Below are 22,693 nucleotides of genomic sequence, written 5' to 3' on the forward strand. Positions count from 1 at the left end.
CTTCACTCCCTTCTTTTCGTCTACCGGTCATTCACGGCCGCCATCAGCGATTTCAGCTTCACCGCGACGTCCGCGACCGCGGCCGGCGTCACGTCGATCCCGCGTTCGACCAGCATCCTCGCGACGCGCATTTCCTTCACGAATCCCGCTGCACGGCCGAAACCGCTGGCCGCGACGAGCCGTGCGCCCGCATCGAAATGGAAATGAATTTCCGCGTCGTCGCCGAGCACGCGCGCGACCGACTGCGTGCCGAGCGCCGGCTCCCCGGCCACCTGCAACTGCGCATCGTATTGATCGGACCAGAACCACGGTATGTCGCGATACGGTTCGTTCGCGCCGAGCATGTTGCGGGCGGCGACGTGCGCCTGCGTATCGGCGCCGTGCCACGTCTCCTGTCGAATCGGCAATCCCGATAACGCGCTCGGAAACACCGCGACGTCGCCGGCCGCGTAGATGCCGCGCGCCGACGTCTCGAGCCGCGCGTTCACGACGATTCCGCGCTCGACCGCGAGGCCCGCGTCGCGCGCCAGTTCGTCGGCCGGTTCGATGCCGATGCCGGCCACGACCGTGTCGGCGAGCAGCGTGTCGCCGTCGTCGAGCACGACGGCCAGCGCCCCGCCCGCGGTTCGCTCGATCGCAATCGGTGTCCGGTTCAGACGAATCGCCACGCCCTGCTCGTCGTGCAGCGCATGCACGCGCGTCGCAATGGCTTCCGGCACCGCGCGACCGAGCAGCCGCGGCGCCGCATCGAGCACGGTCACGCGGCAGCCGCGCCGTCGCGCCGACGCCGCGACTTCGAGACCGATGAAGCCGCCGCCGATCAACACGATCCGCGCGTCGGGCACGAGCCGCGCGCCGAGCGCGGCCGCATCGTCGAGCGTGCGCAACGCGACTACGCCGTCGAGCGCCGCGCCGGGGATGGCCAGGCGGCGCGCACGGCCGCCGGTGGCCAGCAGCAGCGCGTCGTAGCCGAACACGTGCCCGCCGGACACGCGCACTTCGCGTGCATCCGGATCGATGCGCTCGACGGTCGCGACGACCCGCTCGATGCGATCGGCCGCCCAGGCTTGCGCCTCGCGCAACCGGCATTGCGCCGCGCTGCGCTCGCCCGTCAGCACGCCCTTCGACAACGGCGGCCGCTCGTACGGCGGATGCGGCTCCGCGCCGATCAGCACGATGCGCCCGCGCCAGCCGCACGCGCGCAACACCTGCGCCGCGCGGCCGCCCGCATGGCCCGCGCCGACGATCGCCATCACCCGGTCGCTCATCATCGCGTCATACCTCGATCAGGATGCGGCCGTCTTCGATCTTCGCGCGGTACGTGCGCAGCTTCTCGCACGCGGGCGCCGACAGCGGCCGGCCGTCGCGCACGTCGAAGCGGCCGTTGTGCTTCGGGCATTCGATCACGTGATCCATCACGAGCCCGTCCGCGAGATGCACCTGCTCGTGCGTGCACAGGCCGTCGCTCGCATACACCTCGCCGTCGATCCGGTAGATCGCGTACGTGCGGCCAGCATGATCGAAGCGCGCGACATCTTCGTCGTCGATGTCGTCGAGCGCGCCGGTGTCGATCCATTGCGTCATGGTGTGTCTCCTTCGTTGGCAGGTTCGATAGCGGTCATGCACGCGTGGCATCCGGCACCGGCCGCACGACGTAATCGGACGGATCGCGCGTCTGCCGGATCAGCGCCGGCACGATCTCCGCATATGCGGCCAGCGTGCTGCGGTACGGCGGCGGCATGTCGGCCTTCACGGCGTCGTGCAGCTTCGGCAGCGCATGGAACGGCACCATCGGGAACATGTGGTGCTCGACGTGATAGTTCATGTTCCAGTACAGGAAGCGAAACACCGGATTCATCATCACGGTCCGGCAGTTGCGCCGGTGATCGAGCACGTTCTCGGGCATGCCGGCGTGCTGCGTGAGGCCGAAGTACAGGTACAGCCACGCGCCGTAGAGGCTCGGCAGCCCGATGTAGAGCAGCGGCAGGATCGTGCGCCAGTAGACCGCGGCGCCCGTCACGAGCGCGTAGATCGCGAGATGGATGCGCGACTCGCGCACGACCTTCGGCCATTCCGATTCGGGCACGTAGGTGCGCTCCTCGTCGTCGAGCCGGCCCGTGAACGACACCGCGATCATCTTGCGCAGCTCGCCGGCCACGTGCTTCAGCGCGACGACGTTCAGCGCGAGCGCGAGCCAGTCGGTCGGCTTCGGCGCGGCGATTTCCGGGTCGCGCCCGACGACCAGCGTATCGGTGTGATGGCGCGCATGGCTCCAGCGCCAGGCGGTCGCGCGGCGGAACACCTGGAACGACGCGATCTGGTACAGCGCGTCGTTCATCCAGCGCGTGCGGAACGCGGTGCCGTGCCCGCATTCGTGCCAGCGCGAATCGGCCGGGCTGCAGTACAGCGTGCCGTACAAGAAGAACGCGGGAATCGCCCACGCCGAATGCGCGCGCCACGCCAGCCATGCGAGCGCGCCGCTGAGCGCAATCGCCGCGTACCAGATCAGCGTGTCGCGGATCGCACGCGCATCGCCGCGCTGCATCAGTTGCTTCATCAGAGGTCGCGGCACCGCGCATCGGTACCACGCGGCGTTGACGAGCCCGGCGGCCGCCGCGCGATCGCCGGCGCCGCCAATCATTCGGTATGCCTGACGGCGCGCCGCCGTGCGTTCGCGTGCCGGGTCGTCGGTATGGGCCACGTCTGTCTCCTGGGGGTCTTGTGCGCGGGAAGCGCGGCAAACGCTTCGCATAAGACCGAAATTAGGCGACCGGTCGCCCCGCCTCAATCGAAACGTTGACGAAATTTCGCCATCGCTTTAGCGTTCCCGACAACGCCACGCGGTCGATGGCGACCCTCACGATGGAGACGACCATGGCAGGTGAATCCGGGCCGCGCTGGCGCAAGCGCACCGCACGCTTCGACGAGATCGCGGTGCTCGCCGGCGTCAGCACGACGACCGTCGATCGCGTGCTGAACGAGCGCGGCAGCGTCTCCGCGCAGGCGCGCGAACGCGTGGTGGCGGCCGCTCGCCAGCTCGGCGTACCGCGCCAGCTGCCCGACACGCGGCACGGGCTGATCCACGTCGACGTGCTGCTGCCCGACACCGACGCGCCGTTCTTCCGACGATTGCAGCAGGCGCTGCAGCGTTCGCTGCAAATGCTCGACCGGCGCGTGGTCGTGCACCGGACGATCCTGCCCGCCGCCGACGACGCGCGCGCCGCCGCGCTGATCGAGCGGCCCGCGTACCGGCGCGCGGCGCTGATCGTCACCGCGCACGACACGGCCCGCATGCGAGATGCGCTGGCCGGCGCGATCGCGCGTGGCGAGACCGTCGTCACGATGGTCACCGACATCGGCGGCATCGAACGCGCGCACTTCGCCGGCATCGACAACTACCGCGCGGGACGCACGGCCGGCTACTACATCGGCCGCCTCGCGGCACGCCCCGGCCGCGTGCTGCTGCTCGGCGGGCGCATGGGCTACCGCGCGCACGCCGACCGGATGGCCGGCTGCCGCGACCAGCTCGCCGACGCGTTCGCCGCCATCCGCTGCGACGACGCGCCGGTCGAGACGCTCGACCAGGACGATCGTTGCTACCGAGCGGTGACGAAGGCGCTGCACACGCACGACGACGTGGTCGCGATCTACAACAGCGGCGCCGGGTCGACCGGCATCGAAGCGGCGCTGCGCAAGGCCGGCGCGCTCGGACGCGTCGTGTGGATCGGCCACGAGATGATCGACCTGCACCGCACCTTCATCGAAGCCGGCGCGATGGATCTCGCGATCGACCAGGATCCGGACGGACAGGCGATTTCCGCGCTGCAGCACGTGCTGCATGCGTGCGGCATCGTCGAACAGTCGCCGCCGGACGACCCCGTCGAATTCCGCGTGTTCTGCCTGGCGAACGTGAGGACGAGCGCATACCTGCAGGCGTGAATCGCGCCGTGCGACGCACCGTCTGCGCACGGCGAAAAAATCGACCGCGGCATTGGCGATTTTTCGTCAACGTTTGTCATGCGGCCCGCGCCGCGCATCCGTACATTGGACAGCCATCGACGGACGACAACGGACAGGAGACGATGGCTGAACCGATCCTCATCGGCGTGAACCTCGACGGCGTGCTCGAACACGACGGGCTGCCGCCGCCCACGCCCGCCGAGCGCTTCCGGAAGGTCGCCGCTGCCGGCGTGTTCGATTACATCGAAAAGAATCCGGCGCGCGGCGAGGACCTGTCGCCGTATTTCGCGCTGGTCGATCGCCACGCGCTGCCGATTCGCGTGATCGGCGGCATCTGGTGCGCGGGCCGCGACGAAGCGCATATCGCCGAGATCGTCGCGGCGGGCGCACGCTTCGGCAGCACGGTGCTCAACGGCCAGCTGTTCGCGCATCATGCGGACGGCCATCGGCTGTCGGATCGCGAAGTCGCCGATTTCTACCTGCGCGCCTATGCATGGGGCGAGCCGGTCGGCTGCCTGCCGAGCCTCGAAGTGCACGTCGACATGTGGAGCGAGGATTTCGCGCGCGTGGCGCGCGTCGCGCGGCACGTCGAGCAGGCCGGCGCGCCGTTCCGGATCACGCTCGATCATTCGCATCTGCTGTTCAAGATCGGCAACCGCGCCGAGCTCGACGCAGCGGGCCTGCGCGAACCGGTCGACGGCGGCCGCGCGATGCTCGACCCGGCGTCGCCCACCGCGATCTACGCGGACTGGATCGCGCGCGGCTGGGTCCGGCATGCGCATGCGCGCAGCGTGAGCCCGAACAACCCCGACAACCGCTGGATGCGCCGCGCGGATGGCAAGCCCGGCCGTGGCATCCAGTACCCGTTCGTCGCACCCGCGCCGGGCGCGTATCACGGCGAATGGCGCGTGGACGCGCTCGACACGTGGAAGGCCGCGCTGCGCCAGTTGCTGCAGGCGCAGATGCAGGTTCACGCTCACGTGCAGCCGGCACGGCTCGAACAGATCAGTTGCGAGTTCATCCCGTTTCCCGACTACGGCGGCGGCGCACGCTATTCGATCTTCGACAACAACGTCGCGTGTGCGCAATGGCTGCGCGATACGTGGCACACACTCGCCGCGCGAGCCGGCACCGAATCCGAACCCTGCACCACTCACGCCTCAAGGACAGAACGATGAAGCACGCCCTCCACTTTTCGCTGAACCGGATGAGCGCGCCGCGCTTGCCGCTCGACCGCTACGTCGCGCTGTGCCGGCGCCTCGGCGTCGACACGATCGAGATCCGCAACGATCTCGACGGCGTCGAGCTCGCCGACGGCACGCCGGCCGCCGCCGTCCGCGCGACGGCCGAAGCCGGCGGCGTGACGATCCAGACGATCAACGCGCTGCAGCGCTTCGAGCAATGGAACGCCGAGCGCGCGGACGAAGCGACCGTGCTGGCCGACTACGCGGCGCAATGCGGCGCGCGTGCGCTGGTGCTGTGCCCGACCAACAGCCGCGCCGACACGCGCGGCGCGGACGCCCGCCACGCGGATCTCGTGACGGCGCTGAAGGCGTTGAAGCCGATCCTCGCGGCCCGCGGCCTGCTCGGCTTCATCGAGCCGCTCGGCTTCGAGGAATGCGCGCTGCGCCGCAAATCGGACGCGGTGAAGGGCATCTACGCGGCAGCGGGCGAGCCGGTGTTCCGGCTCGTGCACGACACGTTCCACCATCACCTCGCCGGCGAGGACATCGTCTTCCCGAACCTGACGGGCCTCGTGCACATCTCGGGCGTCGAGGAGGCCGAGCTGCCGGTCGACCGGATGCGCGACGGCCACCGCGTGCTGGTCGGCGGCGCGGACCGGCTCGGCAACATCCGGCAACTGCGCGAACTGCTCGCGCGCGGCTACAGCGGTGCGCTGTCGTTCGAGCCGTTCGCGAGCGAGATCGCCGAAGCCGACGACATCGAAGACCGGTTGCGGGCGAGCATCGACTACGTGCGCGGCGAACTGGCGGATCGCTGAGCGCATCGGCAAGACGACACAATCCACGGGAGAACGGAATGATCGAATTCGCTTTGTTCGGCGCGGGCCGCATCGGCAAGATCCACGCGGCGAATCTCGCGCGCCAGCCGGGCGCGAAACTGAAATACGTGATCGACCGGCACGCGCCGTCGGCGCAAGCGCTCGCCGGCACGCACGGCGCGCAGGTCGCCGACATCGAGCGCGCGCTCGGCGACGCGTCGGTAAAGGCGGTCGTGATCGCGTCGAGCACCGACACGCACGCGGACCTCATCGTCGCCGCCGCGAACGCCGGCAAGGCGGTGTTCTGCGAGAAGCCGGTCGACCTCACCGTCGAACGCTCGCGTGCGTGCGCGGACGTCGTGCGGCGCGCCGGCGTGACCTGCATGATCGGCTTCCAGCGCCGCTTCGACCCGACCTTCGCGGCGCTGAAGGCGCGCGTCGAGCGCGGCGAGATCGGCGCGCCGGAAATGCTGGTCGTCACGAGCCGCGATCCGGGCGCGCCGCCGGCCGATTACATCCGCCGCTCGGGTGGCATTTTCAAGGACATGCTGATCCACGACTTCGACGTGTTCCGCTGGATCCTCGGCGACGAAGCGCAGACGCTGCATGCGACGGGCAGCTGCCTGACCGATCCGGCCGTGCACGACGCCGGCGACATCGATTCGACCGCGGTGACGATCCGCACGCGGCGCGGGTTGCTGTGCCAGATCAACACGTCGCGGCGTGCGGCCTACGGCTACGACCAGCGCTTCGAGCTGCTCGGCAGCCACGGAATGCTGCAGGCCGGCAACGTGCGGCCGACCGAGGTGAGTGCATGGCTCGCGGGCGGCATCGCGACGGACGTGCCGGAGCCGTTCTTCCTCGAACGCTACCGGCACGCATATGCGGCCGAGATCGCGCACTTCGTCGACGCGCTGCGCGACGGCGCGCCGGTCCGGACGACGATCGACGACGGGCTCGCCGCGCTCGAACTGGCCGAAGCCGCGATGGCGTCGTGGAAAACGGGGCGCGTGATCGCGCTGTGACGCCGTGAACGGCGGCGACCCGCGCAAACGGGTCGCCGCTGCCGCATGGCCGGCGGCACTCCGGCACGACCGGCCGCAACGGCACGGCCGCATCGGGCAAATGTGCCGCCACGTCGCGCGGCCGGCGCGTGAAAGCACGTATGATGGCGAATCGATCGGCGTCGCCGATATTCCGCGTTTTCATCACCATGCTCGATCACCTCATCTGCGACTGCGACGGCGTGCTCGTCGACAGCGAAGTCATCGCCGACCGCGTGCTGCTCGACACGCTGTCCGCCACGTTCCCGAACCTCGATTTCGAAGCCGCCGCGAAGTCGGCATTCGGCCAGCAGACGTCGCGTTTCCTCACCGGCATCGAAGCCCGCTTCGGGGTCGAAATGCCCGCCAACTTCATCGAGACCATCGAGCACAACATCGAAATCGCGCTCGCGCAATCGCTCGCGCCGATCAGCGGCGTGCGCGACGCGCTGCTGAAGGTCACGCTGCCGGCCGCCGTCGTGTCGAACAGCCGGCTCGTGCGCGTGCGCAGCTCGCTGAAGCGCGCGTCGCTCACCGAGATCTTCGGCGAGCGGGTATTCAGTTCCGAACAGGTCGCGCGGCCGAAGCCCTACCCCGACGTCTACCTGCACGCGGCGCAAACACTCGGCGTCGCGCCGGCGCGCTGCGTCGTCGTCGAGGACAGCATCTCGGGATTGAATGCCGCGCGGGCGGCCGGGATGAAGACGATCGCGTTCGTCGGCGCGAGCCACATCCCCGACAACTACGCGGACGCGCTGCGCGCGATGGGCATCACGCGGATCATGCGCAGGATGGACGAACTGCCGGCGCTCGTCGAAGCCGGCATGCGCGGCGAATTCGGCGACGTGCAGTCCTGATCGTCAGTCGGGCCGGATCGGGTCGATCCGGCCGCGCCACGGGCGCGCGAACGCGCCCGCCTTCCTTCCACTCAGGCCGGCTCGCAGCAGCGTTCGCGCGCCGCCGCCAGCGCCTCGCGAAACGCGACGAGTTCCGCGATCGTCAGCATCGGCAGCCCGTGCCGTTGCGCGAAGCGCTCGACATCGTCGCCGCGCGTCATCGTACCGTCCGGATTCATCAGCTCGCACAGCACGCCGGCCGGCTTCAGGCCCGCGAGGATCGACAGGTCGACCGTGCCTTCGGTGTGACCGCGGCGCGCCAGCACGCCGCCCGGTTGCGCACGCAACGGAAACACGTGGCCGGGGCGCACGATGTCGTGCGGCTTCGCGCCGTCGGCGATCGCCGCGCGGATCGTCGTCACGCGATCGGCGGCCGACACGCCGGTATGCACGCCTTCGCGCGCCTCGATCGACACGGTGAACGCGGTGCCGTTGCGGCTTTCGTTGGTCTGCACCATAGGCGGCAGTTCGAGCGCGCGCACCGTGTCGTCGGTCAGGCACAGGCAGACGATGCCGCTGCACTCGCGGATCAACAGCGCCATCGTCTCGGGCGTGATGCGCTCGGCGGCGACGATCAGGTCGGCTTCGTTCTCGCGGTCGTGGTCGTCCTGCAGCACGACCGCGCGACCTGCGCGCATCGCGTCGAGCGCGGCGGCAATGCGCGGCGGCACCGGTTCGGCATCCAGCAACGGGAGATCGGCAAAGGCGTCGGCAGGCGCCGACGAAACGGACATCAAGGACATGTGAAACGCTCCTCGCAAATACGATTTGGGCGAAAAACGTTTCAGGGCATTGCAAACAGACAGAACGACAACCCGCTTCGCGTGCAGCGCGAAGCGGCCCTGACGGACATGACTATCTGCACATCTTCTCTCATCCGGACTGTGACCGTCGGCTCTGGCATTCGACCAGATCTGCTGACCCCGCGCGGATGCGCGGGCGCTCGCGGGCTCGCCGGCTTACGCCAGCCTACCGCCGGTGGGGAATTTCGCCCCGCCCTGAAGACGCACTGATTGCCGGACGGGAACACCCCGTCATCGGCGGGCCAAGCATACAACAGCCGCGCGCGACGCGCAGCGTAAAACCTTACTGACGACCCCGTCTAACGGCATCGTCCGAACGGCCGGCGGACGGAGCCACGATCGTGCGAAAAGCGCGGAGCGCAGCCGCGTCGCGCCGCCTGCGCGATCAGTTGACCGCCGCGTGCGCCGCGTCGGGCACGAGCCAGCGCGGCGGCACCTCCGGGCTCACCGTCACGCGGAACGCTCGCGCTTCGCTGTCGCCCGGGTTGCGCAGGCTGTACGGCTGGTCGGCGTCGAACACGATCGCGTCGCCGGTCGCGAGCAACTGGCGACGGTCGTGCACGCTCACTTCGAGCGTGCCTTCGCTGACGACGAGGTTGACCGTCGTGCCGGGCGCGCGGCGCGCGCCGGGCTCGGTATGCAGCGGCGCGATCCGCAGCTCGTGGAATTCGGCCGCCGCCGGCTCGCCTTCCGGATACAGCGCACGTGCCGAGAAACGGCCGTTCGAGCTGACGACGCGCGACGCGCGCTCGGCCGCCAGATGCTCGAAACCGTTCACCGCATGGCGCCGCAGGAACGCGGCGACCGACACCTTCAGCGCCGCGGCGATCTTGCACAGCACCTTGATCGACGGCACGCTGCGCGCGGATTCGATCTGCGCGAGCATCGCGCGCGACACGCCGGACAGCCGCGCGAGCGCATCGAGCGACAGTTGCCGCTCGGCGCGCAAGCGCGCGAGGTTCACGCCGACGACCTGTTCGAGGGCGTCGAGCGACGCGGCACCGCGTCCGTCGGCGGCATTGCCGGACTCGAAGGAAGACACGTCGCGCACGAGCGCCAGGGATGAAGACATAGCATGGCCTCCGGGCCGCTGCGCGGCCCTGCGTAGGGGTAAGCCGGAATCGGAATCGGGTTGCGCCGGTCGTTGGCGCGTATCGAGACGCTATCACCCGGCCTGGTACGGGCAAACGAAGTTATCTTCACACCGTTATCAGCATCGCGGAGGAATGCGTTTCTCGCGAACCTTTTCCTGCCGCTATGGCATCGCCGCGCGGCGCGCCGTGGCGACGCTCACGGTGCCGCGGGCGCCGCGCCGCGCGCCGGCCCGCGCGCATCGAGCCGCATCGCGAGCCACGTGACGACCAGCGCCGCGAACGTCACCGCGACCGCGACCCACGGCAGCGCATCGAGCGCGAAGCCGTGTTCCAGCGCGACGCCGCCGAGCCACGCACCGCCCGCATTGCCGACGTTGAACGCGCCGATGTTCAGCGTCGACGCGAGATGCGGCGCGCTCGCGGCCTTCTCGACCACGCGCGCCTGCAGCGGCGGCACCGTCGCGAACGCGGCGATCCCCCACACGAATACGGTGACGGCCGCCGCGACCGGCAGGTGGCTCGTCTTCGCGAACACGGCCATCACGGCCATCAGCGCGACGAGGATCGCGATCAGCGACGGCATCAGCGCGCGGTCGGCGAGCTTGCCGCCGATCGTGTTGCCGATCGTCAGCCCCGCGCCGAACAGCACGAGGATCAGCGCGACCGCGCGCGGCGAGTAGCCCGACACGGTCTCGAGAATCGGCGCGATGTACGTGAACACGACGAACACGCCGCCGAAGCCGAGCACGGTCATCAGCAGCGCGAGCCACACCTGCGGCTCCTTCAGCACGCGCACTTCGTGGCCGAGGCCGACCGGCCCGCTGTCGTGGCGGTTCGGCACCAGCGCGGCCACGCCGCCGAGCGCCAGCACGCCGAGCGCGGCGACGATCCAGAACGATGCACGCCAGCCGAGCACCTGGCCGACGAACGTGCCGAACGGCACGCCGAGCACGTTCGACAGCGTGAGCCCGGTGAACATCAGCGCGATCGCGCTCGCGCGCTTGTCGGCCGGCACGAGCGACGCGGCGACCACCGCGCCGATGCCGAAGAACGACCCGTGCGCGAACGACGTGACGACGCGCGCGACCATCAGCATCGCGTAGCCGGACGCGGTCGCGCACAGCACGTTGCCGACGATGAAGATCGCCATCAGCAGTTGCAGCGCGGCCTTGCGCGGCATGCGGCTCGTCAGCACCGCGAGCAGCGGCGCGCCGACCGCGACGCCGAGCGCGTAGCCGGTGACGAGCAGGCCGGCCGACGGCAGCGACACGGCGAGGTCGTGCGCGACTTCGGGCAAGAGGCCCATGATGATGAATTCGGTGGTGCCGATGGCGAAGGCGCTGATCGCGAGCGCCAGGAGCGGAATGGGCATGACGTTCTCCGGAAGACGGCGGCTGCGGCGCCCGGTCGGTGCCGCACCGCACAAGAAAGCGGGATGTGCGCGCATTGTCCCGAAGACGCCTATATTTGATAATTGGCGTGGCATTTGAACCATTTTCAAATATTTCTGGAAAATCGCATGGACCGACTAGGCGACATCCGGCTGTTCGTCGAGGCTGCCGAACTCGGCAGCCTGTCCGCCGCCGGGCGCAAGCTGAACCTCACGCCAGCCGCCGCGAGCGCGCGGCTCGCGAAGCTCGAGGCAAAGATCGCGACGCGCCTGTTCGAACGCTCGACACGGCAATTGCGGCTCACCGACGAAGGCAAGCTGTACCTGAACTGCTGCCGCCAGGCGCTGCAGGCGCTCGACGACGCGGACGCGATGCTGCAGGAAGGCCGCAACGTCGTGAGCGGCAAGGTGCGGCTGTCGTCGACGTCCGATTTCGGCCGCCACCAGTTGCTCGACTGGCTCCACGAATTCACGACGCTGCATCCGGGCGTCACGTTCTCGCTGACAGCGTCCGATTCGTCGTCGAACCTGTGGCAGGACGAGATCGACCTCGCGATCCGCTTCGCCGCGCCGCCCGACGGCGCGCTGATCGCCCGCCGGCTCGCGACCAACCGGCGCGTGCTGTGCGCGGCGCCGTCGTTCGTCGAACGCCATGGCGTGCCGGCCGATCCGCACGATCTGGCCCGCTTTCCGTGCAACGTGATCACGATCGCGTCCGGCCCGATGAACACCTGGCACTTCACGCGCGGCGACGAAGTGCAGGTTCACACGGTGCCGGTGTCGACCGCATTCGAGACCAACGATGGCGGCCTCACCCGCGAATGGACACTGCGCGGCCACGGCATTGCGCTGAAGTCGCTGTGGGACATCGCCGACGACGTCCGCGCGGGCCGGCTGCGCGTGCTGCTGCCCGACTGGCGGCACCAGGACGCGCCGCTGCACGCGATCTATCACAGCAAGCGCTACATGGCGCCGCGCGTGCGCGTGCTGCTCGATTTTCTCGCCGAGCGCTTCGCGCGCGAGGAAGCCGCGCTCGACGACCTGCTGAACGCGTGCCGCTGACGGCCGCCTCGCCACCACTCCGGGGTCGGAACGTGAAAACCGGCGTCGCGCGCCCGCAACCGGCCGCCCGTCCGTCGTGGCATGAAAAGCTATAATGGAAGGCTTTCCCGACGGCCTTTCCTGTCCGATGCGCGCCATTCGCGTGCCGCGCACGGCCGTCCCGATTCACCCTTGACGACGCCCCCAGGTCAACCACTGCGAACGGCGAATCCCCATGACCAAGAAAGTTTACGTAAAGACCTTCGGCTGCCAGATGAACGAGTACGACTCGGACAAGATGGTGGACGTGCTCAATGCGGCCGAAGGCCTCGAAAAGACCGACACGCCGGAAGACGCGGACATCATCCTGTTCAACACCTGCTCGGTGCGCGAAAAGGCGCAGGAAAAGGTGTTTTCCGATCTCGGCCGCGTGCGCGAGCTGAAGGAAGCGAAGCCGGGCCTCTTGATCGGCGTCGGCGGCTGCGTCGCGAGCCAGGAAGGCGCGTCGATCGTGTCGCGCGCGCCGTACGTCGACCTCGTGTTCGGCCCGCAAACGCTGCACCGCCTGCCGCAGATGATCGACGCGCGCCGCGCGAGCGGCCGCGCGCAGGTCGACATCACGTTCCCCGAAATCGAGAAGTTCGATCACTTGCCGCCCGCGCGCGTCGAGGGACCGAGCGCGTTCGTGTCGATCATGGAAGGCTGCTCGAAATACTGCAGCTACTGCGTGGTGCCGTACACGCGCGGCGATGAAGTGTCGCGCCCGCTCGACGACGTGCTGACCGAAGTGGCCGGCCTCGCCGACCAGGGCGTGCGCGAAGTCACGCTGCTCGGCCAGAACGTGAACGCTTATCGTGGCGCACTGACCGCCGGCTCGTCCGACATCGCCGATTTCGCGACGCTGATCGAATACGTCGCCGACATCCCCGGCATCGAGCGGATCCGCTACACGACGTCGCACCCGAAGGAATTCACGCAGCGCCTGATCGACACGTACGCGAAGGTGCCGAAGCTCGTGAGCCACCTGCACCTGCCGGTGCAGCACGGCTCCGACCGCATCCTGATGGCGATGAAGCGCGGCTATACGGTGCTCGAATACAAGTCGGTGATCCGCAAGCTGCGCGCGATCCGCCCGGACCTGTCGCTGTCGACCGACATGATCGTCGGCTTCCCCGGCGAGACCGAGGACGATTTCGACAAGATGATGGCGCTCGTGCACGAGATGCGCTACGACACGAGCTTCTCGTTCATCTACAGCCCGCGCCCCGGCACGCCGGCCGCGAACCTCGCCGACGACACGCCGCGCGAAGTGAAGCTCAAACGCCTGCAACATCTGCAGGCGACGATCGAGGAGAACGTCGCGCGCATCAGCCAGTCGATGGTCGGGAAGGTCGAGCGGATCCTCGTCGAGGGCCCGTCGCGCAAGGACCCGAACGAGCTCGCGGGCCGCACCGAGAACAACCGTGTGGTGAATTTCCCGGCGCCGCTCGCGTCGCACCCGCGCCTGATCGGCCAGATGATCGACGTGAAGATCAACCATGCGTACCCGCACTCGCTGCGCGGCGAGCTCGTGCTCGTCAGCGACGACGCGAGCGCGGCCACCCACTGACCGACCGACGCCCGACAGGAGCCCGACGCTACTTTGAAGACCGTCCAAGCACTGGAATTCACCGCCCCGCGCGACGACAACGCGCGCCTCGCCAACCTCTGCGGCCCGCTCGACGAGAACCTGCGGCAGATCGAACAGGCGCTCGACGTCACGCTCGCGCGGCGCGGCCACCGGATCACGATCCGCGGGCGCGGCGCCAAGCTCGCGCTCGCCGCGCTCGAAAACTTCTACAACCGCGCGCGCGATCCGCTGTCGGTCGACGACATCCAGCTTGCGCTGGTCGAAGTGCGCCACACGGCCGGCAACGGCCGCCAGGACACGCTCGACGTGCGCTTTCGCGGCGACCCCGATCATCCGTTCGACGAGCCCGTCGCGCAGCTCGACGCCAGCGAACCGGAGGAAGAGCCGGGGCCGAAGCTCTACACGCGGCGCGCCGACCTGCGCGGCCGCACGCCCGCCCAGCGCGAATACCTGAAGCAGATCCTGCAGCACGACGTGACGTTCGGCATCGGGCCGGCCGGCACCGGCAAGACCTACCTCGCGGTCGCGTGCGCGGTCGACGCGCTCGAGCGCGACCAGGTCAAGCGGATCGTGCTGACGCGCCCGGCCGTCGAGGCCGGCGAGCGGCTCGGCTTCCTGCCGGGCGATCTCGCGCAGAAGGTCGACCCGTACCTGCGGCCGCTGTACGACGCGCTGTACGACCTGCTCGGCTTCGACAAGACGGCCAAGATGTTCGAGCGCCAGATGATCGAGATCGCGCCGCTCGCGTACATGCGCGGCCGCACGCTGAACCACGCGTTCATCATCCTCGACGAGGCGCAGAACACCACGCCCGAGCAGATGAAGATGTTCCTCACGCGGATCGGCTTCGGCTCGAAGGCGGTCGTGACCGGCGACACGAGCCAGGTCGACCTGCCGCGCGGCCACAAGAGCGGCCTCGTCGAGGCGCAGCAAGTGCTCGGCGGCGTGCGCGGCATCGCGCTTACGCGCTTCACGAGCGCGGACGTCGTGCGCCATCCGCTCGTCGCACGCATCGTCGAGGCGTACGACGAGTTCCACGCGCAGCACCAGGACGGCTGAGCGGCGGCGCCCGAGCGCTGCCCGGCCCGGCCCGCCAGACGGCGCGCCGGGCTTTCTTTTGCCCGGGCGCCGCCCGGTCCGAATTCGGGCGCGATCGGCCGTTTGGTGTATCCTCAACGCGTCCCAATCGCCGCACGCGTCATGAAATCCTCTCGTTCCCGCAAGTCCGGCCGCGCCCCGTCCGCCGCGTCCGAATCCCCCCGCCTTTCGCTGTTCGACGCGAAGGGCAAAGCCCGGACCGTCAACGCGCAAGGGCTGCGGATCGACTTCCCGGACGGCCGCAGCCTGATGTTCGACCTGTCGGGCAGCTCGGGCGACGCGGCCGTCGCGATCGTCGCGCAGCACAACGATCCGGCGATGCGTGCGAAGCTCGCGCTGCAGCCCGAGCACTACGACAGCGTGACGCTGCACGTCGGCGCCGAGTTCGCGCCGCGCGAGGACGACCCCGAAGACGAGCCGCGCGCGCTGGAATTCGACCTGTCCGTGCAGTACGGCGACGAGATCACGAGCGACGTGCGCAAGACGCTGCCGAAGCGCAAGCTGATCGCCGAATGGATCGAGCCGGCGCTGTTCGCGAGCGCGCAGCTCACCGTGCGCTTCGTCGGCGAGAACGAAGGCCGTACGCTGAACGCCGGCTACCGCCACAAGGACTATCCGACCAACGTGCTGACCTTCGCGTACGACGCGGCGCCCGACGGCACCGTGATCGGCGACCTCGTGCTGTGCTGCCCGGTCGTCGAGAAGGAAGCGCACGAGCAAGGCAAGCCGCTCGCGGCCCATTACGCGCACCTGCTGGTACACGGCGCGCTGCACGCGCAGGGCTACGACCACGAGACGAGCGACGAGGACGCGGCCGAAATGGAAGCGCTCGAAATCGACATCCTCGCGAAACTGGGTTTCCCGAACCCGTACCAGTAAGCCGTCCGCCCGATGCGCCACGCCGCGATGCTGCCGCCCGCCTACCCGCCGTCGATCGGCGAAGGACGCCTGCTGACGGAAGACGAGCTCGCGGCGTCGCTCGCGCAGACGATGCGCGACTGGGACGGCCGGCAGGATCTCTGGCTGTTCGGCTATGGCTCGCTGATCTGGAATCCCGGGCTGCCGACCGTCGCCGCCGTACGCGGCAAGGTGCACGGCTACCATCGCGGGCTCTACCTGTGGTCGCGCGTGAATCGCGGCACCCCCGAACGGCCGGGCCTCGTGCTCGCGCTCGATCGCGGCGGCTCGTGCTCGGGCATCGCATTCCGGCTCTCCGGCCCGACCGCGCAGCCGCATCTCGAGACATTGTGGAAGCGCGAAATGCCGATGGGCTCGTACCGGCCCGCGTGGCTGCCGTGCTCGCTCGAGACCGGCGAACGCGTGAACGCGCTCGCGTTCGTGATGCGCCGCGACGCACCGACCTATACGGGCAAGCTGACCGACCCCGTCGTCAAGGAAGTGTTCCGCTGCGCGGCCGGCCGCTACGGCACGACGCTCGACTACGTGAGCCGCACGGTGGACGCACTGCGCGCGAGCGGCATCCCCGACCGCGCGCTCGAAGGGTTGCTGGCGCGATGCCGATGATCCGGCACACCGCGCGGGCGGCCGCCATGCGACCCCGCGCCGCCCGCGCATCCACACGAGGACACGCCCGATGAAATCGTCACGCCGGTCGCGTTGCAGGATCGCCGTGCTGCTCGTCGCCGCGAGCGTCGCGCTGTCCGGCTGCGGCATACTCGGCTGCGGCGGCGCCGCGACCAACGGCGCGGCCGCCGGCGGCTGCTCGGCCGGCATGCGGTTCTGAACGGCGCGCGACGCGTGCGCCGCCTGCGACGGAATGCCGCCGTCGCCGGCCGTTGCCCGCGTCCGGCCGCGCCGCCCTGCCCGCCGCCATTTTTTTGCCGCCGCGCCCCGCCGACGCTTTCTGCGATAGGATGGACCCGACGACGACGTCGCGCCCGGCGCGGCCGTCCGCGAGCGGGGCCCGCGCGAGCCGTCCACCCTGGCCGTACGGCCGGGTGACACGGTCGCGTCGTGCCCTTGGTGTATCCTTGCCTACTCCGTGACCGCGCGCCCCGGCATGACCCGGGCGCACCACCATGAACGATTCGTATCCCAGTCGTAAGCCAACCGACAAACCGCAAGAAAAGCGCTCGCTGCTCGAGCGCCTGACCGACTTCATCTCGCCCGAGCCCGAATCCCGCGGCGAGTTGCTGGAAATCCTCCAGGACGCCCACGAACGCAACCTGATCGACGCGGATTCGCTGTCGATGATCGAAGGCGTGTTCCAGGTCTCCGATCTGTGCGCCCGCGACATCATGGTGCCGCGCGCGCAGATGGACGCGATCAACATCGCCGACAAGCCCGAGGATTTCATCCCGTTCGTCCTCGAAAAGGCGCACTCGCGCTACCCGGTGTACGAGGAGAACCGCGACAACGTGATCGGCGTGCTGCTCGCGAAGGATCTGCTGCGCTTCTATGCCGAGGAAGAATTCGACGTGCGCGGAATGCTGCGCCCGGCCGTGTTCATTCCGGAATCGAAGCGCCTGAACGTGCTGCTGCACGACTTCCGCGTGAACCGCAACCACCTGGCGATCGTCGTCGACGAATACGGCGGCGTCGCGGGCCTGATCACGATCGAGGACGTGCTCGAACAGATCGTCGGCGACATCGAGGACGAATACGACTTCGACGAGGAAGCCGGCAACATCATCTCGGGGCCGGACGGCCGCTACCGCGTGCGCGCGCTCACCGAGATCGAGCAGTTCAACGAGACGTTCGGCACCGATTTCCCCGACGACGAGGTCGACACGATCGGCGGCCTGATCACCCATCATTTCGGACGCGTGCCGCACCGCGGCGAGAAGCTGCAGCTCGGCAACCTCGTGTTCGAAATCCAGCGCGGCGATGCGCGCCAGGTTCACGTGCTGCTGGTGCGCCGCAACCCGCTCGCCAGCCGTCGCGCCGAAACCTCGCACGAAGACTGACCGCTCCGCGCCAGCCGCGCCTCCTTCAACCGCTCGCCCTCTTCCGCTTCACATGGACGATCCGATTCCGTCCCGCCCGGCTGGCGGCCTTCTCGCGCCGGCGCCCGGCCGCGCGCTGCCGCGCTGGCACTATCCGGCCGCGCTGCTCGCCGGCGCGGCCAATACGCTCAGCTTCGCGCCCACGCCGCACGGCGGCTGGCTGCAGCTCGTCGTATTCGTCTGGTTTTTCGCGCAGCTGACGCGCACGTCGAACTGGCGCAGCGCCGCGCTCACCGGCGGCGCGTTCGGCTTCGGCAACTTCATCAGCGGCGTCTGGTGGCTCTACATCAGCATGCACGTGTACGGCGAGATGGCCGCGCCGCTCGCGGGCGGCGCGCTCGTGCTGTTCGCGCTCTACCTGTCGCTGTACCCGGCGTTTTCGGCCGGGCTGTGGTCGTTCTGCGCGGGCCATGCATGGCATCGCCGCGAGGCCGACCCGCGGCCGTTCTCGCCGACCTGGCACGGCGCGTTTGCGTTCGCGAGCGCGTGGGCGCTCGGCGAATGGCTGCGCGGCACCGTGTTCACCGGCTTTCCGTGGCTCGGCAGCGGCTACCCGCAGGTCGACGGCCCGTTCGCGGGCTTCGCGCCGGTGGTGGGCGTGTACGGGATCGCGTGGGTGCTCGCGCTGTTCGCCGCACTCGTCGTGCAGGCGCTCGCCGCCGCGCGGCCGTCGCTGGTGCGTGACGGCGAAGCCGGCGCATCCGGCGGCAACGCCCGCGTGCGCATCGCCGCGCCGGCCGGCATCGCCGTCGCCCTCGTCGCGGCCGGCCTCGGGCTGTCGCAGGTCACGTGGACCGTGCCCGCGAACGCGCCGCTCACCGTGCGGCTGCTGCAGGGCAACGTGAAGCAGGACATCAAGTTCGAGCAGGAAGGCATCGACGCGGCGATCAAGATGTACACACAGATGATCGTCGAGAAACCGGCCGACCTGATCGTCACGCCCGAGACCGCGATCGCGGTGATGATCCAGGAATTGCCCGAGCCGTTCGCCGTCGCGATCCGAAAATTCAGCGACACGACCGGGTCGGCCGTGCTGTTCGGCGCGGTCGGCGCGTCGGTGACCGAGGACGGCCACTACGTCGACTACACGAACAGCCTGTACGGCGTGACGCCGAATTCGCGCGACATCTATCACTACGACAAGCACCACCTCGTGCCCTTCGGCGAATTCATTCCGTGGGGCTTCCGGTGGTTCGTCAACCTGATGAAGATGCCGCTCGGCGACTTCGCGCGCGGCGCGCCGGTGCAGAAGCCGTTCCTCGTGCACAACCAGCCGGTGATGGCCGATATCTGCTACGAGGACTTGTTCGGCGAGGAAATCGCCGCGACGATCCGCGACAACCCGCAGCCGCCCGGCGTGCTCGTCAACGTGACGAACCTCGCGTGGTTCGGCGACACGATCGCGCTCGACCAGCATCTGCAGATCGCGCGGATGCGCTCGCTCGAGACGGGCCGGCCGATGCTGCGTTCGACCAATACGGGGATGACGGCCGCGATCGACGCGCACGGGCGCGTGCTTGGCCAGCTGAAGCCGTTCACGATCGGCTCGCTCGACGTGCGGATCGAAGGCACGAGCGGCTTCACGCCGTACGTGACGAGCGGCAACAACATCGTGCTCGCGGTGTCGTTCGTGCTGCTCGCGTTCGGCTTCACGTTAGGGCCCGGGCTGCGCCGGCGCAACGGCCGGCAACCCGGCGGCGACGAAGCGGCGTGACGCGGCGGGCCGCCGTCGCGCCCGGCGGCCGCGCGTGACCGCGAACCGGCCGGCCGTTCAGGCCTGCCGGGACGATCGATCCGATTGCTCGGGCTGCGCGGCGAGGCTCCGCAGGTCGCGGCGCACCTCCTCCATCACCGGCGCCCACGCGCCGAACGTGGGCTGCCGGTACAACGTCGCGGTCGGATACCACGGGCTGTCCCGGCGATCGAGCAGCCACGGCCAGTGCGGATTCACGTCGAGCAACACCCAGGTGCGCGCGCCGAGCGCGCCGGCCAGGTGCGCGACCGACGTGCACACCGTGATCACGAGATCCAGCGCGCCGATGAATGCGGCCGTATCGTCGAAACTCGTCAATTCGGCCGTGTGGTCTTCGATCGTGAAACCGGCCGCGCGCGCGGCGGCGACATCCGCGTCCGCCCCCGGCTGCAGTGAATAGAACGTGACGCCGTCGATCCCGCGAAATGCATCGGTGTAGCGCTCGAGCCCGACGCGCCGGAACGGATTGCGCTGGTGGCCCGCACTGCCCGTCCACACGAGCCCGACCTTCAACCGGCCGTCGCCCGCGAGCCGCGCGCGCCATGCGTCTCGTGCGGCCGGCTCGGCCCGCAGGTACGGCACCGACGCGGCGAGCGTCGACGCCTCCATGCCGAGCATCAGCGGCAGGCCGATCAGCGGCACTTCGTAATCGAATGCCGGCAGCGCGTCGACGCCGCCGCCCGCGCCGAACACGTCCGCGTGCGCGCCGAGGCTGCGCTGCATCAGCGTGCCGAGCGCCGGAAACGTATTCCACGCGAGCCGGCCGCCCTCGCGATGCACGCGTTCGGCGAGCGGCGCGACGAAGCGACAGAACTGCAGCACGTCGCCGAGCCCCTGCTCGCCCCATACCAGCAGCGTCTTGCCGGCGAGCGGCTCGCCCTGCCAGCGCGGGCCAGGCAGCGCCGGCCGGCGGCCGCGCAATTCGCCGGCGCCGTCCCAGCGTGCCTCGTGGCCGCGCCAGCCGGCTGCGTAATTGCCGCGCACGAGCTGGATGATCGCGAGATTGAAGCGGAACGACGCGTCGTCGGGCGCCAGCTCGCACGCACGCGCCGCATGGCGCTCGGCGTCGTCCCAGCGCTGCGCCTCCTTCATCGCCATCGCGACGTTGTTCATCGCGAGCGCGTTGTCGGCCGCGAGATCGGCGAGCCGCGCGGCGCTCGCGAGCGCACCGTCGAGGTCCTGCATCGCGATTCGCGCGACGACGAGATTGATCCATGCCTGCACGTCCTGCGGATCGTGCTTCACGGCCGCGTCGAGCAGCGCGATCTCTTCCGCGCGCTCGCCGCCCGACAAGCGCAGCGCGATCGCGAGGTTGTTGCGCAGCGACGGCCAGCCGGCATCGATTGCTAGCGCCGCGCGGTACGGCGCGACCGCATCCGCGTGACGGCCGGCCATCTGCAGCGCGTAGCCGTGGTTGAAGTACGCGTCCGCGCCCGGCTGCGCGCGCGCCGCGCATTCGGCGAGCGCAATCGCGTCGTCCGTGCGCTGCCGCGCGACGAGCGTGGCCGTGAGCTGCGCGATCGCCGACGCATCGACCGCATGCAGATGCGCGGCGGCGGCAAGCCACAGTTCGTGCGCGGCATGCTCGCCGCGCGCCTGCGCGTCGGCGGCCTGTCCGAGCAGCACGAGGAACGGCGGAAGCAGCGGAATCAGGATGTCGGTCGGTTCGTCCATGCGGTGAGCGTCGGCAAGCGGTGACGCGGCACGCATCGCGCGCGCCGCAATACGCGCATCTTACCGCCCGCGCGAAGCGCCGCGGCATGCGCGTCGCGGCGGCCCGCACGCGGCTGCGCGACGCATGCGGGCGATGGGTGCGCAGGCCGCCGGAAACAGGCCGGCGGTGCCCGCATCGGCCTTCCGGCCGCATCCGGTCGCCGATCCGGTAAAATTACGCGTTTCAGCACACTAACAAGCCGCGCCGCCGCGCGAGCCGACCCTCCGGGCCCGCCCGGAGCGCCGCCCGCAACGGAGCGCCAGCGCCACGAAGGCTCTTCATGCTTACGTTTCAGCAAATCATCCTGACGCTGCAGTCCTACTGGGACAAGCAGGGTTGCGCCCTGCTCCAGCCCATCGACATGGAAGTCGGCGCGGGCACGTCGCACGTCCACACGTTCCTGCGCGCGGTCGGCCCCGAGCCGTGGCGCGCCGCGTACGTGCAGCCGTCGCGCCGCCCGAAGGACGGCCGCTACGGCGAGAACCCGAACCGCCTGCAGCACTACTACCAGTACCAGGTCGTGCTCAAGCCGGCGCCGGAAAACATCCTCGACCTGTACCTCGGCTCGCTGGAAGCGCTCGGCTTCGACCTGAAGCAGAACGACGTGCGCTTCGTCGAGGACGACTGGGAAAACCCGACGCTCGGCGCGTGGGGCCTCGGCTGGGAAGTGTGGCTGAACGGGATGGAGGTCACGCAGTTCACGTATTTCCAGGAAGTCGGCGGCCTCGAATGCAAGCCGGTGCTCGGCGAGATCACGTACGGCCTCGAGCGCCTCGCGATGTACCTGCAGAAGGTCGAGAACGTGTACGACCTCGTGTGGACCGAGTGGGAAGAGCAAGGCCCGAACGGCCCCGAACTGCGCCGCCTGTCGTATGGCGACGTGTACCACCAGAACGAGGTCGAGCAGTCGACCTACAACTTCGAGCACGCGAACGTCGACCTGCTGTTCACGTTCTTCAACAGCTACGAAGCGGAAGCGAAGAAGATGATCGACGCGCAGCTCGCGCTGCCCGCGTACGAGCTCGTGCTGAAGGCCGGTCACACGTTCAACCTGCTCGACGCGCGCGGCGCGATCTCGGTCACCGAGCGGGCCGCGTACATCGGCCGCATCCGCGCACTGTCGCGTCTCGTCGCGCAGGCTTACTACGACTCGCGCGAGAAGCTCGGCTTCCCGATGCTCGGCAACCCGCCGGGCGTGCCGGGCCTCACCACCGACGCCCAGGACGCCGCGCAGCCGGCGTGGGCGCCGCCGCTCAAGGTCGAACGCAAGATCGATCAGGACTGACGAGACGAGATTTATTCC

General features: G+C 69.3%; 21 protein-coding genes and 1 riboswitch. Of the genes, 14 read left to right on the top strand and 7 right to left on the bottom strand.

Going from position 1 to position 22,693, the window contains the following annotated elements:
- Positions 1-20 precede the first annotated feature (20 nt).
- The 3 genes from KR541_RS13960 to KR541_RS13970 are packed head-to-tail and all read right to left on the bottom strand — an operon-like array spanning position 21 to position 2,701.
- Positions 21-1,271, bottom strand: a complete 1,251-nt coding sequence (locus tag KR541_RS13960) for an NAD(P)/FAD-dependent oxidoreductase (RefSeq protein ID WP_124631530.1) — start codon at positions 1,269-1,271, stop codon at positions 21-23.
- A gap of 4 nt (positions 1,272-1,275) precedes the next feature.
- Positions 1,276-1,584, bottom strand: coding sequence for a non-heme iron oxygenase ferredoxin subunit (locus KR541_RS13965; protein WP_011546150.1), 309 nt, complete (start codon positions 1,582-1,584; stop codon positions 1,276-1,278).
- 34 nt (positions 1,585-1,618) lie between these two features.
- A complete protein-coding gene (locus KR541_RS13970) occupies positions 1,619-2,701 on the bottom strand; it encodes a fatty acid desaturase family protein (protein ID WP_216089589.1) in 1,083 nt (360 codons plus the stop codon).
- A gap of 173 nt (positions 2,702-2,874) precedes the next feature.
- On the opposite strand from KR541_RS13970, the gene KR541_RS13975 reads away from it, so the two are divergent.
- The 5 genes from KR541_RS13975 (at position 2,875) to KR541_RS13995 (ending at position 7,862) form a co-directional block, all read left to right on the top strand.
- Entirely contained in the window at positions 2,875-3,939 is a 1,065-nt protein-coding gene (locus tag KR541_RS13975; RefSeq protein WP_089488933.1) for a LacI family DNA-binding transcriptional regulator, read from the top strand.
- A gap of 143 nt (positions 3,940-4,082) precedes the next feature.
- On the top strand, positions 4,083-5,138 hold the full coding sequence (locus tag KR541_RS13980; protein WP_089488798.1) for a xylose isomerase: 1,056 nt from the start codon (positions 4,083-4,085) through the stop codon (positions 5,136-5,138).
- On the top strand, positions 5,135-5,962 hold the full coding sequence (locus tag KR541_RS13985) for a TIM barrel protein (protein ID WP_050014625.1): 828 nt from the start codon (positions 5,135-5,137) through the stop codon (positions 5,960-5,962). Before KR541_RS13980 ends, KR541_RS13985 begins: the two co-directional genes overlap by 4 nt.
- 38 nt (positions 5,963-6,000) lie before the next feature.
- The gene (iolG, locus tag KR541_RS13990) at positions 6,001-6,987 is read left to right on the top strand and encodes an inositol 2-dehydrogenase (protein WP_050014627.1); all 987 of its coding nucleotides are present in this window, start codon (positions 6,001-6,003) and stop codon (positions 6,985-6,987) included.
- Positions 6,988-7,175: 188 nt separating this feature from the next.
- Positions 7,176-7,862 carry an HAD family hydrolase gene (locus KR541_RS13995; RefSeq protein ID WP_124594599.1) on the top strand — a complete coding sequence of 229 codons (687 nt, stop codon included), beginning with the start codon at positions 7,176-7,178 and terminating at the stop codon, positions 7,860-7,862.
- 71 nt (positions 7,863-7,933) lie between these two features.
- On the opposite strand, the gene ribB is transcribed toward KR541_RS13995, so the two are convergent.
- From ribB to KR541_RS14010, 3 genes are all read right to left on the bottom strand, one after another.
- Positions 7,934-8,644, bottom strand: a complete 711-nt coding sequence (ribB, locus tag KR541_RS14000) for a 3,4-dihydroxy-2-butanone-4-phosphate synthase (RefSeq protein WP_050014629.1) — start codon at positions 8,642-8,644, stop codon at positions 7,934-7,936.
- A gap of 118 nt (positions 8,645-8,762) precedes the next feature.
- A riboswitch (FMN riboswitch) is annotated at positions 8,763-8,911 on the bottom strand.
- 178 nt (positions 8,912-9,089) lie between these two features.
- The gene (locus tag KR541_RS14005) at positions 9,090-9,776 is read right to left on the bottom strand and encodes a helix-turn-helix domain-containing protein (RefSeq protein WP_050014630.1); all 687 of its coding nucleotides are present in this window, start codon (positions 9,774-9,776) and stop codon (positions 9,090-9,092) included.
- A gap of 218 nt (positions 9,777-9,994) precedes the next feature.
- Positions 9,995-11,170, bottom strand: a complete 1,176-nt coding sequence (locus KR541_RS14010; RefSeq protein WP_050014634.1) for an MFS transporter — start codon at positions 11,168-11,170, stop codon at positions 9,995-9,997.
- A gap of 147 nt (positions 11,171-11,317) precedes the next feature.
- On the opposite strand from KR541_RS14010, the gene KR541_RS14015 reads away from it, so the two are divergent.
- The 8 genes from KR541_RS14015 to lnt all read left to right on the top strand — a co-directional run bounded on the left by KR541_RS14015 (position 11,318) and on the right by lnt (position 19,637).
- Positions 11,318-12,250: a LysR family transcriptional regulator gene (locus KR541_RS14015; RefSeq protein ID WP_050014635.1), complete on the top strand. Its 933-nt coding sequence runs from the start codon at positions 11,318-11,320 to the stop codon at positions 12,248-12,250.
- 214 nt (positions 12,251-12,464) lie between these two features.
- Complete coding sequence (miaB, locus tag KR541_RS14020) at positions 12,465-13,838, top strand: tRNA (N6-isopentenyl adenosine(37)-C2)-methylthiotransferase MiaB (protein ID WP_050014637.1); 1,374 nt, start codon at positions 12,465-12,467, stop codon at positions 13,836-13,838.
- Between the two features lie 33 nt (positions 13,839-13,871).
- Positions 13,872-14,918: a PhoH family protein gene (locus KR541_RS14025; RefSeq protein WP_050014641.1), complete on the top strand. Its 1,047-nt coding sequence runs from the start codon at positions 13,872-13,874 to the stop codon at positions 14,916-14,918.
- Positions 14,919-15,059: 141 nt separating this feature from the next.
- Positions 15,060-15,836, top strand: a complete 777-nt coding sequence (gene ybeY, locus KR541_RS14030) for an rRNA maturation RNase YbeY (RefSeq protein WP_050014643.1) — start codon at positions 15,060-15,062, stop codon at positions 15,834-15,836.
- 12 nt (positions 15,837-15,848) lie between these two features.
- Positions 15,849-16,481 (top strand): gamma-glutamylcyclotransferase, encoded by a 633-nt coding sequence (locus KR541_RS14035; protein ID WP_050014645.1) that lies wholly within the window; start codon positions 15,849-15,851, stop codon positions 16,479-16,481.
- Between the two features lie 70 nt (positions 16,482-16,551).
- Complete coding sequence (locus KR541_RS14040) at positions 16,552-16,701, top strand: hypothetical protein (protein ID WP_162838123.1); 150 nt, start codon at positions 16,552-16,554, stop codon at positions 16,699-16,701.
- Between the two features lie 295 nt (positions 16,702-16,996).
- Positions 16,997-17,884, top strand: a complete 888-nt coding sequence (locus KR541_RS14045; RefSeq protein WP_021160150.1) for a CorC family transporter — start codon at positions 16,997-16,999, stop codon at positions 17,882-17,884.
- Between the two features lie 52 nt (positions 17,885-17,936).
- A complete protein-coding gene (gene lnt / locus KR541_RS14050) occupies positions 17,937-19,637 on the top strand; it encodes an apolipoprotein N-acyltransferase (RefSeq protein ID WP_216089590.1) in 1,701 nt (566 codons plus the stop codon).
- 57 nt (positions 19,638-19,694) lie between these two features.
- On the opposite strand, the gene KR541_RS14055 is transcribed toward lnt, so the two are convergent.
- Complete coding sequence (locus KR541_RS14055; RefSeq protein WP_204383406.1) at positions 19,695-21,350, bottom strand: tetratricopeptide repeat protein; 1,656 nt, start codon at positions 21,348-21,350, stop codon at positions 19,695-19,697.
- Positions 21,351-21,670: 320 nt separating this feature from the next.
- Here KR541_RS14055 and glyQ point away from each other — a divergent pair, with 320 nt between their 5' ends.
- Entirely contained in the window at positions 21,671-22,675 is a 1,005-nt protein-coding gene (gene glyQ / locus KR541_RS14060; RefSeq protein ID WP_006477868.1) for a glycine--tRNA ligase subunit alpha, read from the top strand.
- Positions 22,676-22,693 lie beyond the last annotated feature (18 nt).

It is taken from the genome of Burkholderia sola (assembly GCF_905400185.1).
GTDB classification, from domain to species: Bacteria; Pseudomonadota; Gammaproteobacteria; order Burkholderiales; family Burkholderiaceae; genus Burkholderia; species Burkholderia sola.

Bases quoted from the DNA above. Each gene is read 5' to 3' on its own strand.
- KR541_RS14010 (WP_050014634.1), bottom strand. From the start codon at position 11,170: ATGCCCATTCCGCTCCTGGCGCTCGCGATCAGCGCCTTCGCCATCGGC.
- KR541_RS13975 (WP_089488933.1), top strand. From the start codon at position 2,875: ATGGCAGGTGAATCCGGGCCGCGCTGGCGCAAGCGCACCGCACGCTTC.
- miaB (WP_050014637.1), top strand. From the start codon at position 12,465: ATGACCAAGAAAGTTTACGTAAAGACCTTCGGCTGCCAGATGAACGAG.
- KR541_RS14035 (WP_050014645.1), top strand. From the start codon at position 15,849: ATGCGCCACGCCGCGATGCTGCCGCCCGCCTACCCGCCGTCGATCGGC.
- KR541_RS13965 (WP_011546150.1), bottom strand. From the start codon at position 1,584: ATGACGCAATGGATCGACACCGGCGCGCTCGACGACATCGACGACGAA.
- glyQ (WP_006477868.1), top strand. From the start codon at position 21,671: ATGCTTACGTTTCAGCAAATCATCCTGACGCTGCAGTCCTACTGGGAC.
- ribB (WP_050014629.1), bottom strand. From the start codon at position 8,644: ATGTCCTTGATGTCCGTTTCGTCGGCGCCTGCCGACGCCTTTGCCGAT.
- KR541_RS14045 (WP_021160150.1), top strand. From the start codon at position 16,997: ATGAACGATTCGTATCCCAGTCGTAAGCCAACCGACAAACCGCAAGAA.
- lnt (WP_216089590.1), top strand. From the start codon at position 17,937: ATGGACGATCCGATTCCGTCCCGCCCGGCTGGCGGCCTTCTCGCGCCG.
- KR541_RS13960 (WP_124631530.1), bottom strand. From the start codon at position 1,271: ATGATGAGCGACCGGGTGATGGCGATCGTCGGCGCGGGCCATGCGGGC.
- KR541_RS13980 (WP_089488798.1), top strand. From the start codon at position 4,083: ATGGCTGAACCGATCCTCATCGGCGTGAACCTCGACGGCGTGCTCGAA.
- iolG (WP_050014627.1), top strand. From the start codon at position 6,001: ATGATCGAATTCGCTTTGTTCGGCGCGGGCCGCATCGGCAAGATCCAC.
- KR541_RS13995 (WP_124594599.1), top strand. From the start codon at position 7,176: ATGCTCGATCACCTCATCTGCGACTGCGACGGCGTGCTCGTCGACAGC.
- ybeY (WP_050014643.1), top strand. From the start codon at position 15,060: ATGAAATCCTCTCGTTCCCGCAAGTCCGGCCGCGCCCCGTCCGCCGCG.
- KR541_RS14005 (WP_050014630.1), bottom strand. From the start codon at position 9,776: ATGTCTTCATCCCTGGCGCTCGTGCGCGACGTGTCTTCCTTCGAGTCC.
- KR541_RS14015 (WP_050014635.1), top strand. From the start codon at position 11,318: ATGGACCGACTAGGCGACATCCGGCTGTTCGTCGAGGCTGCCGAACTC.
- KR541_RS14055 (WP_204383406.1), bottom strand. From the start codon at position 21,350: ATGGACGAACCGACCGACATCCTGATTCCGCTGCTTCCGCCGTTCCTC.
- KR541_RS13985 (WP_050014625.1), top strand. From the start codon at position 5,135: ATGAAGCACGCCCTCCACTTTTCGCTGAACCGGATGAGCGCGCCGCGC.
- KR541_RS14040 (WP_162838123.1), top strand. From the start codon at position 16,552: ATGAAATCGTCACGCCGGTCGCGTTGCAGGATCGCCGTGCTGCTCGTC.